The 13,069-nt window shown below is 64.0% G+C and carries 11 protein-coding genes; 3 read left to right on the top strand and 8 right to left on the bottom strand.

From position 1 onward, the window contains the following. Positions 1 to 56: 56 nt before the first annotated feature. The 8 genes from CWI66_RS08960 to CWI66_RS08925 form a co-directional block, all read right to left on the bottom strand. Positions 57 to 1,010 carry a D-2-hydroxyacid dehydrogenase family protein gene (locus CWI66_RS08960; protein WP_100731473.1) on the bottom strand — a complete coding sequence of 318 codons (954 nt, stop codon included), beginning with the start codon at positions 1,008 to 1,010 and terminating at the stop codon, positions 57 to 59. A gap of 263 nt (positions 1,011 to 1,273) precedes the next feature. Then, the gene (locus tag CWI66_RS08955; protein WP_100731472.1) at positions 1,274 to 2,263 is read right to left on the bottom strand and encodes a TAXI family TRAP transporter solute-binding subunit; all 990 of its coding nucleotides are present in this window, start codon (positions 2,261 to 2,263) and stop codon (positions 1,274 to 1,276) included. Positions 2,264 to 2,330: 67 nt separating this feature from the next. Next, positions 2,331 to 2,732 carry a carboxymuconolactone decarboxylase family protein gene (locus CWI66_RS08950; RefSeq protein WP_100731471.1) on the bottom strand — a complete coding sequence of 134 codons (402 nt, stop codon included), beginning with the start codon at positions 2,730 to 2,732 and terminating at the stop codon, positions 2,331 to 2,333. After that, the gene (locus CWI66_RS08945) at positions 2,732 to 4,684 is read right to left on the bottom strand and encodes a TRAP transporter permease (protein ID WP_100731470.1); all 1,953 of its coding nucleotides are present in this window, start codon (positions 4,682 to 4,684) and stop codon (positions 2,732 to 2,734) included. Before CWI66_RS08945 ends, CWI66_RS08950 begins: the two co-directional genes overlap by 1 nt. Before the next feature lie 97 nt (positions 4,685 to 4,781). Then, entirely contained in the window at positions 4,782 to 5,762 is a 981-nt protein-coding gene (locus CWI66_RS08940; protein WP_081193368.1) for a TAXI family TRAP transporter solute-binding subunit, read from the bottom strand. A 191-nt stretch (positions 5,763 to 5,953) separates the two neighbouring features. Next, on the bottom strand, positions 5,954 to 6,868 hold the full coding sequence (locus CWI66_RS08935; protein WP_016915348.1) for a LysR family transcriptional regulator: 915 nt from the start codon (positions 6,866 to 6,868) through the stop codon (positions 5,954 to 5,956). Next, on the bottom strand, positions 6,865 to 7,587 hold the full coding sequence (locus CWI66_RS08930; protein WP_100731469.1) for a haloacid dehalogenase type II: 723 nt from the start codon (positions 7,585 to 7,587) through the stop codon (positions 6,865 to 6,867). Before CWI66_RS08930 ends, CWI66_RS08935 begins: the two co-directional genes overlap by 4 nt. Beyond that, the gene (locus tag CWI66_RS08925; RefSeq protein ID WP_100731468.1) at positions 7,577 to 8,485 is read right to left on the bottom strand and encodes a LysR substrate-binding domain-containing protein; all 909 of its coding nucleotides are present in this window, start codon (positions 8,483 to 8,485) and stop codon (positions 7,577 to 7,579) included. Before CWI66_RS08925 ends, CWI66_RS08930 begins: the two co-directional genes overlap by 11 nt. A gap of 210 nt (positions 8,486 to 8,695) precedes the next feature. Between CWI66_RS08925 and CWI66_RS08920 the strand changes: the two genes are divergently transcribed. Genes CWI66_RS08920 through CWI66_RS08910 form a run of 3 tightly spaced genes read left to right on the top strand, consistent with a single transcriptional unit; the run spans position 8,696 to position 12,837 of the window. Further along, entirely contained in the window at positions 8,696 to 9,892 is a 1,197-nt protein-coding gene (locus CWI66_RS08920) for a CaiB/BaiF CoA transferase family protein (protein ID WP_016915351.1), read from the top strand. Between the two features lie 12 nt (positions 9,893 to 9,904). Further along, positions 9,905 to 10,813, top strand: coding sequence for a hydroxymethylglutaryl-CoA lyase (locus CWI66_RS08915; RefSeq protein WP_100731467.1), 909 nt, complete (start codon positions 9,905 to 9,907; stop codon positions 10,811 to 10,813). Positions 10,814 to 10,872: 59 nt separating this feature from the next. After that, positions 10,873 to 12,837, top strand: a complete 1,965-nt coding sequence (locus CWI66_RS08910; RefSeq protein WP_232710809.1) for an aconitate hydratase — start codon at positions 10,873 to 10,875, stop codon at positions 12,835 to 12,837. Positions 12,838 to 13,069 lie beyond the last annotated feature (232 nt).

Here is a 13,069-nt window from a genome sequence, read left to right as displayed (position 1 = left end):
CCTCTATCACCTCGCGGGCGGTGGCCTTCACCGCTCGCGGGGTGTGCGGCAGAGGCTTAGCCCTCTTCGGCCAGATTACGTCCTGGCGTGCCTGCTTCGAACGCCAGCACATTCTCGAACGCGTCGCCAAAGTAGAGCTCGTAGCTGTCTTTCTCTACGTAGCCCAGGTGGGGCGTGGCCAGGAAGTTGGGCAGCGCCAGCAGCGGATGCTCGATCACCGGCTCTTCATCGAACACGTCCACGGCGGCCATGCCGGGGCGGCCAGCCTTCAGCGCCGCTTCCAGTGCGCCCGCTTCGATCAGCGGGGCACGGCTGGTGTTCACCAGCACGGCGGTCGGCTTCATGCTGGCCAGGTTGGCGGCGGTGACGATCCCGCGGGTTTCCGGGTTCAGGCGCAGGTGCAGGCTCAGCACATCGCTGCGTTCGAAGAATGCTTCCTGCGAGGTGGCGACCTCCAGCCCCGCCTCGGCGGCCCGCTGGCGGGTGCCCTCGCGGCCCCATACCAGCACGTTCATCTCGAACGCCTGGCCGTAGCGGGCCACCAGTTGGCCAATCTTGCCGTAGCCAAACACGCCCAGGGTGCGCCCTTTCAGGCCCATGCCCAGGGTGCGCTGCCAGCGGCCAGCCTTGAGGTTGGCCACCTCGTCGGGAATGCGCCGCATGGCCGAGAGCACCAGCCCCCAGGTAAGCTCCGCTGCGGCGTAGGGCGAGCCGGTGCCTGCCAGTACCATCACGCCGTGCGCTCGGCAGGCGGCCATATCCACGTGGGCCGCGCCGCCGCCGGTTTGGCTGATCAGCTTGAGCTTGGGCAGCCGCGCCAGCAGGGACGCGGTGATCGGCGTGCGCTCACGAATCAGCACCAGCGCATCGGCCTCCTTGAAGCGTTCGACCAGCGCATCCTCATCGGTGACTGTGTCGTTGTAAATCGTCACCTGGTGGCCTGCCAGCTTGGCGAAGGCATCCAGGTCGCGCACACAATCCTGGTAATCATCGGGAATGACAATGTTCATCAAAGCGGCTCCTTGCTTCCTGCCTGCTTTAGGGAAGTGCCCTGTTTCACGGCATGGCTAACATAACGCTATCAGGCAGATACCTCTCGCTCGTACCTCACGCTCATACCTCAAGGCCAGCGCCCTGCCCTCCTGGGCGCTGAGGGCCTGCCCGCTCGTCAACAATAAACGCAATCAGCAAGCCGCCCTAGGACATTTTCGTGGCGGCATTCGAGGTCACGCTGCCGCAATACCATGACTCCACAGGCACGGGATTGTTGGATTTATTCCGCCTCCGGCGGCACGAGGTCGCTGGGCACCTCGATACCGATCTCGCGGTAGTAGCGCAGCGAACCGGCGTGCAGCGGCGTGGTGGTGTTCTCCACCGAGATCTCCGGCGTCATTCCACGGGCGGGGGCGAACGTCTCGCCCAGCCGCTCGATGTTCTCCCAGTAAGCGCGGGTGAATGCGTAGCCTGCCTCTTCAGAGAGTTCATGGGTGGCGGCGATGCCGATGTAGGTGCCGAGCGTGGTGGCGGCGGGCATGTCTCGGTAGGCGTTTTCAGGAATCTCGGTGGCGGCCAGGAAGGGCAACGTCTCGGTGACGGTGGACACCTGCTCCTCGCTCATCGAGAGCACCCGCAGCGGGCGCGCGGAGTGCACTTCGGTGAACGCCGGGATAGGCGGAATGCCGTTGTAGCTGAAGCCGACGATGCGCCCATCCACCACGGCATCGGCGGCATCCGACATGCTCATGCGCTGGAAGTCAGGCGAGATTCCCAGCGCATCGAACACCAGCTCGGTGATGTACTCGCCGCCCCCACCGATACTGCTGGGGTTGAAGCGTGCGCCTTCCAGATCCTCGAATGTCTCGATGCCACTGTCCTGGCGCACGGCCCAGTGCATGGTGGAAGGTGCGACCCACAGCACGACGCGCATCTGCTCGATGGCGTCGTTTTCGTAGCGGCCCTCACCGTTGTAGGCCTCGTAAGCGCCCGGGGCGTCTATCAGCCCCAGGTCAATCTCGCCACGGCTCAGGCGGATGGCGTTCTCCCTGGAGCCGCCGGTTTCGCGCACCGAGACTTCCAAGGGTGAATCGCCGCTCACCAGCCGCGAGAGTTCCGAAAAGCCGAAGTACCAGCCAGAAGCGGCCGGTGCCACGCCGATGCCAAGGGCCTCGTTGGCCATGGCCTGGGTAGCCACACCCGAGGCGACACCGGCGGTCAGCACCGCCGTGGCCAGCGGGGCGAGCAGGCGTTTGGGGGATAGCATCATGGCAGTTCTCCATACTCGGTTATTGTTGTCGTTCGCCCGGTGGCGGCCGGGTCGTCGGAGCACGGCCTCAGCGGCCGTTCTGCTCCTCTTGCCAGGCGGCCAACACCTCGCGGGCGGTGCGCAGCCCGTCGATGGCCGCCGGAAAGCCGCAGTAGGGCACGCACTGCAGCAGCACCTCGCGAATCTCTTCCTCGGTGCAGCCGTTGTTCAGCGCGCCACGCAGGTGCACCTTGAGTTCATGGGGGCGGTTCAATGCCACCAGCATGCCGATGTTGATCAGGCTGCGGGTGGGCCGTGCAAGGCCCGGGCGGTTCCAGATGTCGTTCCAGCAGTTGCGGGTCACCAGCTCCTGCATGGGCCAGCTGAACTCATCCACCTGGGAAAGCGCGGCATCCACGTAGGCATCGCCCAGCACTTCGCGGCGGGTGGCCAGGCCGTTCGGGTCCAGGGCGTTCTGTCGATCACTCATCAGGCGGGCTCCTTGGGGGTGGGGGGCGTCAGAGCTACCTCTGAGCGCTGATTTTTAAGGTACTGCCAAACGAACAACCCTCCGATGACGGCAATACCCGCCACGTCGGTGATCAGTTGGCCGCTGATCAGCATCAACGCGGCCGCAAGCAGCAGGCCGCGTTCCAGCCAGGAACAGGGGCGCAGGAAGTAGCCGATGGTGGAGGCCGCCAGCGCCGTGATGCCAATCACCCCGGAGCCCACCGCCAGGGCGATCTCCAGCGCCGTGCCGTTGCCCAGCAGCGGCGGGTGATAAATGAACATGTAGGGGATCAGGAAGCCGCCCAGCGAGATCTTGGTGGCGGTCAGCGCGGTGCGGAACCAGTGGGAGCCAGCGATGGCTCCACCGATATAGGCGGCCAGCGCCACCGGCGGAGTGACCCCGGAGAGAATCGCGAAGTAGAGGATGAAGAGGTGTGCCGAGAGGCTCGGCAGCCCGGCCTCGATGAAGGCCCCTGCCACCACCGAGGCGGCCAGCATGTAAGCCGCCACGGTGGGCAGCCCCATACCGAGGATGATCGCCACCACCATGGCCAGCACCAGGGTCACCAGCACGTCACCACCGCTGACCACCAGAATGACCGAGGAAACCTTCAGCCCCAGGCCGGTCAGGCTGATCACCGAAGCGATGATCGCTACGCTGCCGATGATGACCGCGATCATGGCGGCGGTCATGGCGCCCGCTTCCAGCGCTGCGGGCAGCGACTTCAGGCGCTCCACGAAGGTACCCGGGCTGCGCCAGGAGAACAGGTAAAGCCCCATCGCGGTGAAGTAGGCAGCCACCGCGGCCGTGGTGGGGGTATAGCGCATCACCAGCAGGGTGATCAGTACGATCAGGGGAATCAACAGGGTCTCGATGTTGAACAGACCCTCGCGCAGGCTGGGGCGCTGGGATTTGGGAATCGGCGACAGACCCAGGCGCTTGGCCTCGAAGTGCACACTCATCCAGATCGCGAGATAGAAGAGCAGCGCGGGCATGAGGGCGGCGCTGATGATAGCGAGGTAGCTGGTCGAAATGACGTCGGCCATGACGAAGGCGGCGGCCCCCATGATGGGCGGCAGTATCTGACCACCGGTAGAGGCAGCTGCCTCGGTGGCCGCAGCAAAGCGCGGGCTGTAGCCGTTCTTCTTCATCATCGGGATGGTGAACACCCCGGTGGTGGCCACGTTGGCAGCGGTACTGCCGCTGATACTGCCGAACATGGCGCTACACAGGGTGGCGGCCTTGGCGGGGCCGCCCGAGAGGCGACCGGTGGCGGCATTGGCCAGGCGCATGAAGCTGTCGCCGCCGCCGGTGGTCACCAACAGGGCGCCGAACATGATGAAGATGACGATCACCGTGGACGAGGTGCGCATCAGGCTGCCGTAGACGCCGGTAGGGCTCAGGTAGAAGGTCGCTACCAGGTCATCCCAGCGGAAGCCGCCATGCCCCCAAACGCCCGGCAGGTGCTGGCCGAAGGCGGCATAGGAGAGCGCGATGAGTACAAGGATGGGGAAAGCAAGGCCGATGGCTCGGCGGCAGGCTTCCAGCAGCAGCAGAATGGCCGAGACACCAAAAAGGATATCCAGCTGGGTGGGCATCAAATAGCCCAGTTGATAGATGATTCGGTCAAAGTGGATCACGTAATAGATGCTGACGACCGCGCCGAGGATGATCGGCACCAGGTCGTACCAGGGAATGCGGTTGGCGTCGCGGCTACGGCAGCTGTAAGCCAGAAAAATCAGCGGCAGCGCGAACAGCAAGTGGATCGCATTCTGGGTGTTCATGGGGCCGGTGAGGGCCGTATAGAGATGAAACAGCGCCATGGAGACCGCCGCCAGGCGCGTGACCATGAACCAGAAGCCGGACAGCTGACGCTTGCCCGAGTCCTCCGAATATTTCTCAACGACGTTGGGGTTTGCAGGGGTGTCCATTGGGATAGCTCCCGCACCGCAGCACGATAGGATGGCGGCGCGTCAGGATAAGGGCATCAGAAGCTTCTGCGGGCGATAAGCCCGCAGAAGTAGAGGATTACTGCGCTTCAGGAGGGATGATTTCCTCGGGGATATCGAGCCCCAGGTCGTCCCGGTAGTAGCGCAGGGCACCGGCATGCAACGGGAAGGTCGCGTTGTCGATCACGACCTGCGGCGTCACCCCTTGGGCAGGCTGGAAGGAGTTGGCCACCTGCTCGTGGTTCTCCCAGTAAGCCTTGGTGATGTCATAGACCGAGTCTTCACTCAGGCTGGCGTTAGCGGCCACGCCCATGTAGATGCCCAGCGACGTGGTATCGGGCATGCCGCGATAGGTGTCGGCAGGGATCACGGTGCTGGCCAGGAAAGGCAGTTCTTCGGTGACCGCCTCGACCTGTTCGTCCGTCAGCGACAGCAGGCGCAGCGTGCGAGAGGAGTGCACCTCGGTGAAGGCGGGAATGGGCGGCACGCCGTTGTAGCTGAAGCCGACCAGGCGTCCGTCGATCACCCCTTCGGCGGCATCATCGATGCGCATGCGCTGGAAGTCGGGTTCTATGTTCAGGATATCGAACACCAGCTCGGTGATGTACTCGCCGCCGCCGCCGATGCTGCTAGGGTTGAAGCGCGCCCCGTTGAGCCCTTCGAAACTCTCGATGCCGGAGTCTTCGCGCACGGCCCAGTGCATGGTGGAGGGGGCAATCCAGTAGATCAGGCGGGCATCGGGGTTGGGCGTGTCTTCGAAGCGGCCGGTGCCGTTGTACATTTCGTAGCCTACCAGCGCCTCGGTGAAGGCCAGGTCAAGCTCGCCACGGGTCAGGCGGATGGCGTTCTCGCGGGTACCGCCTGTTTCACGCACGGTGATTTCGTAGTCCGTGTTGGCGCTGATCACCCGAGCGCCTTCGGAGATGCCGAAGAACCAGCCGGTTCCCGTGGGCACCGCGCCAATGTTGAGCGAGGTATTGGCCTGGGCAATGGCGGCAGTCAGTGCGCCTACGGCAAGCAGGGAAGCGGGAAGCAAGTGGCGTAAGGTTAGCGTCGTCATTGTTATATCCTCGAAGCGTCGGGAAGCATGTTGTGCTGTTATGTGCTGCGAAAGGCTCTGGGCCTCTCCCGATAACCAGTTAAGCAAGGGGATCGCTTAGTGGTGCTTAAAGTGATAACGCCAAAGCGACAGGCTGTATATTGGTGATTGATGAACCTGCCTTCTCCAAACGCGAAAGCAGAACCATGGTGTCATGACTCAGGCGGGGCAGAGGCGGTGCTGGCCGACTGAATCAGGTGCTCCACCAGCACGCGGGCTGCCATGGAAAGCCGCTCCATATCCTTCACGTAAATACGCAGCTTGCGCCGCGCCCAGCCATCCTGAATCGACAGCACCTTGACGTTGAGACCGTCCACGTACTGGCGAATGGCCCCTCGGGGCAGCACGCCCACTCCCAGCCCCGCCTGCACCATCAGGCAAAGGGCATCGTAGCTGGTGACCTGAATACGAATCCGCAGCGTCTTGTTGGCCATGCTGGCCGCCCGCATGATTTCCAGGTTGATGGCACTGGCGGTATGCAGGCCCACATGGGGGCAGTCCAGGCATTCACGGAACTGAACGCTCTCCCGCAGAGCCAGCGGATGCTGCTGCGGCACCACCAGCACCAGATCATCCACATGGTAGGGAAACTCCATCAGCTCGTAGCCGTGGATCAGCTGCGCGCAGACGCCAATGTCGGCGTTATTGTTCATCACTTCCCGGGTGATGATGGGGCTGACCTTCTCTTCGAGCTGAACGCCAATGTCCGGGTGCTGTTCGAAAAAGGCGCGCATTTCGTGGGGCAGGTATTGGGTAATGGCCGACATGTTGGCGAAGACCCGTACCAGGCCCCGGTGGCCGCTGGCGTAGTCACGCATCTGCAGGTCGAGGTCTTCGAGGTTGTGCAGCACGCCGCGCGACAAGTTCAGCAGCGCACTGCCTGCAGGCGTCAGCTCGATCCCGCGATTGTTGCGCTTGAGCAGCGGCGTATTGAAGTACCCCTCCAACTCGCTGAGCCGCTTGCTGACCGCCGACGTGGCCATGAACGAGGCGTCGGCCGCCCCGCTGATGGTACCCAGCTCCGCGACCTTGACAAACAGCCTGAGTGACGTGGGGTCGAGCTTCATGTCAGCTGCCGTGCCAGGTCGAGGAAGTCCTCGGCCACCAGATCGAAGCAGGGGTCGATGCTCAAGTCCGGCGTGGCCGTGGGGCCAAACTCCAGCGGGCGCTTCACGAACGCCGTGCGCATGCCTTCCCGGTGGGCGGCCTGCAGGTCATCCTGGTGGGCGGCCACCATCAGAATCTGCGAGGGTTTCAGGTCGAGGAGATTGGCCGCCATGTGGTACACCTCGGGGTCGCGCTTGTAGTGCCCAGCAAGCTCGGAGGAGAGCACGCAGTCCCAAGGGAGCCCCGCGTGGCGGGCCATGTTCACCAGCAGCGACACGTTGCCGTTGGAGAGCGTGGCCAGGGTGAAGCGCTGCTTTAACGCCTGCAGCCCTGCGACGCTGTCCGGCCAGGGCGTGAGGCGATGCCATACGCGGTTCAGGTGCTGCTTGACGGCCTCGCTCAGCTGGTCGGCCACGCCGAACTCTTCCAGCAGGGTATCCAGCGTCATGCGGTGCAGCGCATCCAGCTTGGTCCAGGGTAGCTCCCCCTGGCGTACGCGGTTCATGGCCGGGGCGTAGCCTGCCCGCCAGCGGTCGGCAAACGCCGGCCAGTCGATGGCCAGGCCCTTGGCGGCGTTGAGCTGTTCGCCTTCGCGAATGACGCTACCGCGCCAGTCCACCACGGTGCCAAACACATCGAAAGTGAGCGCCTTGATGTCATCAACGAAATCAGTGGTCATGGGGTGTCTCCTGAGGGGATAGCAGATGGTCGACCAGATGACGCGCCACCACCGGAAGGCTCGCGTGATGGCGCATGTCAATCACCAGCTCCCGGGTAGCCCATTCGTCGGCCAGCGGAATCATGCGTAGCTTGAGGTCTTTCAGGTCTCGATAGAGCGTGCGCTGGGGCAGTACCCCCACGCCCAGGCCGTAGTGAATCATGCGGCAGATGGCATCGAAGCTGCGCACCTGTATGCGCATGCGCAGGTTTCTACCGGCTTGGCTGGCCTGTTCATGCAGCAGCGATTGCAGCGAGGCGTCCTGTTGCAGCCCCACGAAATCGTACTCCGCCGCCTGGTGCAAATAGAGCTTGTCGTGCTCCGCCAGCGGGTGATCCTGCGGGGTGACCAGCACCAGTTGGTCCCGCCGATAGGGGCGCACCTCCAGCTCATCGGCGGCCACGTGGCTGGCAAAGATGCCGATATCGGCCACGCCGTCGCGCACCGCCGCAATCGCTTCGCTGCTGGTGCGCTCCTGCAGGTCGATCTTGATCTGCGGGTACTCCCGGGCAAAGGCGCTGAGATCCTGGGGCAGAAAAGCAATGATCGCCGAGGTATTGGAATGAATCCGCACGTGGCCCCGCACGCCTTCGCCGTACTCGCTCAGCTCGGCCTGCAACCGGGCCACATCTTCCAGAATACGCCGGGCGTGGTGCAGGAAGGCCCTGCCAGCGGGGGTCAGCTCCACGCCACGTGGCCGCCGATACAGAAGCTCGGTGCCCACTAGTGTCTCCAGGTCGCTGACCCGTTTGCTGACCGCCGCCAGCGCCAGGTGCTCACGCTCCGCCGCAGCGGTCAGGCGCCCTTCGTCGGCAATCGCGACGAACAGTCTGAGCGTGACAAAATCGAATCGCAGCATGGCATTACCTGGTCAGTGGTTGGAAACGTGGTCGAAAACATCGTTGGAAAAAGTACCGCGCGTCGCCTCAGGGTTCGCCAGTGACGAACACCCGTTTCCTGATTGCCTAATTGTGATGCTCGGCAGGCTCGCAGATGCTTGATGAACAACAACAGTCGAGTCTGCATCCAGACTCGCTTGCTCGCTCAAGCGTTACCAGGAGCCTTCATTATGACGACGCGACAGCTTCCTCTCGATGGACTTAAAGTCGTAGAGCTTGGCCAGCTCATCGCCGGTCCGTTTGCCACCAAGCTGCTGGGGGAGTTCGGGGCGGACGTGATCAAGATCGAGCCTCCCGGCACCGGCGACCCCCTTCGCAAATGGCGTATTCTCGAAGAGGGCACCTCGCTGTGGTGGCACGTCCAGAGCCGTACCAAGCGTTCGGTGACGCTGGACCTGCGCAGCGAACAGGGCCAAGAGGTGGTGCGCCGCCTGGCCGCCGAAGCCGATGTGATCGTCGAGAATTTTCGCCCCGGCACGCTGGAAAGCTGGGGGCTGGGCTACGACACGCTGGCCGCCCAGAACCCGGGCTTGATCATGGTGCGAGTTTCCGGCTTTGGCCAGACAGGCCCCTACCGCAACAAGCCAGGCTTTGGGGTGATTGGCGAAGCCATGGGTGGGCTACGCTACTTGACCGGCCACCCCGGCGAGCCTTCGGTGCGGGTGGGGGTCAGCATTGGCGACTCGCTCTCGGCGCTCTACGCGGTGATCGGCACCCTGCTGGCCCTGCAGGAGCGTCAGCGCAGCGGCCTGGGGCAAGAGATCGATGTGGCCCTGTACGAATCCGTGTTTGCCATGATGGAGAGCCTGCTGCCGGAGTTCGATGCCACCGGCCAGGTACGTGAACCCAGCGGCAGCGCGCTGCCCGGCATTACGCCATCCAACGCCTACCGCACCTGCGAAGGCGAATACGTGCTGATTGCCGGTAATGGCGACAGCATCTTCAAGCGCTTGATGGGCGTGATTGGCCGTGAGGATCTCGCCAACCACCCCGCCATGGCCCACAACGATGGCCGCAGCCAGCACGCCAGCGAGATCGACGCAGCCATCGAAGCCTGGACCCAGACCCGCCGCCGCGACGACATTCTCAGCGCCCTGGACGACGCCCGCGTACCGGCTGGCTTCCCCTATACCGCTGCCGATATCGCCAACGACCCCCACTACCTTGCCCGGGAGATGATCCAGAGCGTCACCCGCGCCGATGGCCGCCCACTCAAGGTGCCGGGCGTGCTGCCCAAGCTGAGCGCCACCCCCGGCAGGCTGGGGCAAGGCGGGCCAACGCTGGGCGCCCACACCGATGACGTACTGGAAGAGCTGGGCATCGATGCCGCCACCCGCGACAAGCTGCGCCAAGCGGGCATCATCTAACCGGAGACCGCCATGACCACCCTGCAAATCAACGAAGTGGCCCCCCGCGATGGCTTTCAGAGCGAAGAGCGCTTTATCCCCACCGAGCAGAAAGTCGCGCTGATCGACGCTCTCACTGCCACCGGCATTGCGCGCATCGAGGCCACCTCCTTCGTCTCGCCCAAGGCCATTCCCAACCTGCGCGATGCCGCCGACGTGGTGAATGCCATTCAGCGCCGCGACGGCGTGGAGGTCACCGTGCTGGTGCCCAACGTCAAGGGAGCCGAGCGGGCGCTGGCCTGCGGCGTGGATGAAATCAACCTGGTGATGTCGGCCAGTGACGCCCATGGCCGCGCCAACCTGCGCATGACGCCAGAGGCGTCGCTCGAACAGTTCGCCTCGATCATCCAGCTGGCACAGGGGAGCGGCGTGTTCATCAACGCCTCGCTCTCCACCACCTTTGGCTGCCCCTTCGAAGGCAAGGTGCCCGAAGCCCGCGTGCTCAGCCTGATCGAGCAGCAGCTGGCGCTAGGCGTGGAAGGCATCACGCTGTGCGATACCACCGGCGTGGCCAACCCTGCCCAGGTCGGCGCGCTATGCCGCCAGGTGCTGGAGCGTTTTCCCGGCGTGCCGTTCACGCTGCATTTCCACAACACCCGGGGCATGGGGCTGGCCAACGCCCTGGCGGCGTGGCAAGCGGGCATCCTGCGATTCGATGCCTCGCTGGGTGGCCTGGGCGGCTGCCCGTTTGCCCCCGGCGCCACGGGCAATGTCTGCACCGAAGACCTGGTGCACATGTTCGAGCAGATGGGCGTCGCCACCGGCGTCAACCTGCTCGCGTTACTGGATATTTCCGCCACCTTGCCAGCGCTGATCGGCCACGACACGCCCGGTCAGGTGGTGAAAGCCGGCAGCGCGGACCGCTGCTACGCCCTGCCCTGAACACGTTTTCTCCCGAATCCTCTGTGCCACCGATAACAACGACAACCTGGTGAATGACCATGACCGCATCCTCCCCTGTTCCGCCGTCAAACCTTGCCCAACAGCTGCTTCAACGTCACTTGGTCAGCGGCGAGCTGACCCCTGGCAGTGAAATCGCCCTGCGCATCAACCAGGCCCTGCTGCAGGACGTGCTGGGCACGCTGGTGATGCTGGAGCTGGAAGCCATGGGGCTCGACCGTGTACACACCGAGCCCAGCGTGCAGTACATCGACCACGGCCTCGTCCAGGCCGACAACCTGAACGCCGAAACCTACCTGTTTCTGAAAAGTGCCTGCGAACGCTTTGGCGTGTGGTACTCAGGCCCCGGCAACGGCATCAGCCATCCGGTGCACATGGAAAACTTCGGTGTGCCCGGCGAGTCCATCGTCGGTTGCGACAGCCACACCACGGCGGCGGGTGCCCTCGGCATGCTGGCCATTGGCGCAGGCGGCATCGAAGTGGCCATGGCCATGGCAGGCGAGCCGCTGTACATCACCATGCCGAAGATTTGGGGCATCAAGCTGGAAGGCCAGCTGCCCGACTGGGTCTCGGCGAAGGACATCGTACTGGAACTGCTGCGCCGCCACGGCGTGGCGGGCGGCAAGAACACCATCATCGAGTATTACGGGCCGGGGCTTGCCCACCTTTCCGCCATGGACCGCCATGTGCTGGCCAACATGGGCACCGAGATGGGAGCCACGGCCACGGTGTTCCCCAGCGATGACGAGACCCGGCGCTTTTTGGCCTCCCGAGGCCGGGAAGCCGACTGGAGCCCGCTGGCTGCCGAGCCCGGCTGCCACTACGACCTGCACGAGACCCTCGACCTCAGCCAGCTGGAACCCATGATTGCGCTGCCCTCCAGCCCGGATAACGTCGTCACCGTGCGTGAGGCGGCGGGCCAGCCGCTGCATCAGGCGTACATCGGCTCGTCGGGCAACCCCGGCTTTCGCGATTTTGCCGTGGTGGCCGAGATCGTGCGCGGCAAGCAGGTGGCCGACGGCGTTTCGCTGGATATCAACCCCTCTTCCCGCCAGGTGCTGACCTCGCTCATCGAGCAGGGCTACCTGGCCGACCTGGTCGCCAGCGGCGCGCGGCTGCACCAGGCGGGCTGTAATGGCTGTATCGGGATGGGGCAAGCGCCCGCCGTGGGGCTCAACAGCCTGCGTACCGTGCCGCGCAATTTTCCCGGGCGCTCCGGCACGCGGGAAGACAGCGTATTTTTGTGCAGCCCGGAAACCGCCGCCGCCTCGGCGGTGGCCGGGGTGATCACCGACCCACGCACCCTCGATATGCCCTACCCTCGCCCCCAGGAACCCGCCCGAATCGAGGTGAACCGTGCCCTGTTCAACGCGCCGCTGCCTCCCCATGAAGCAACGCTGAAAGCGCTGCAGAAGACCGACAACACCCCGGCCCTGCCAGAGCTCGCCCCATTGCCGGACCGCCTGGAAGTGCCGGTGCTCCTGGTCACCGGCGACAATATTTCCACCGATGACATCATGCCTGCCGGGCAGCGGGTGCTGCCCTACTGGAGCAGCGTGTATGCCTCGGCCCCCTTCACCTTCGAGGCAGTCGACCCGCACTATGCCGAGCGCGCAGAAAGCACTCGCACCCAGGGTGGACACGCGATTATCGGCGGAACGAATTACGGCCAGGGTTCCAGCCGCGAGAATGCCGCACTGGTGCCGCGCTATTTGGGGCTACAGGTGGTGGTCGCGAAGAGTTTTGCGCGGATTCACTGGCAAAATCTGATCTGCTTTGGTGCCCTGCCCCTCACCTTTACCCGCGAGGAAGACAGCGCCCGGCTAACCCAGGGCGACTGCCTGGTGATCGAGGGGCTCTACGCGCAGCTGGAACGCGGGGACACGCTGACCGCGCATATCCCCGGCAAGGGCGAGCTGACGCTGCATCATGGGCTCAGCCCCCGCCAACGGGAGCTGATTGCGCAAGGTGGCGTGATCAACCACCTGCGCCAGCGTCACCGTTAGTGGCATCGCCATTTACAGCAACTGAGGCCAACCACAGAGGTTCAATGTGTCATCTTTAGCCATTTTGCGACATTTATTACTTTGCTAACAAATAATTAATAGCCGACAGGCGTTTTCATAACCTAGGTTAAGGTTATCAGGGAGTTATCAGTTCAATGTAGCTGAGTGGTGGCCAGGGACGGCCCGTTTTGGCACGAGGCTGACCACACTCTTCCGCTGCCCTGACCGCTTA

Origin of the sequence: Halomonas sp. 141, from assembly GCF_002810305.1 — a bacterium.
GTDB lineage: Bacteria > Pseudomonadota > Gammaproteobacteria > Pseudomonadales > Halomonadaceae > Vreelandella > Vreelandella stevensii.
The sequence above is the reverse complement of the archived record's forward strand: the minus strand, read 5'-3'. Positions and strand labels throughout refer to the sequence as shown.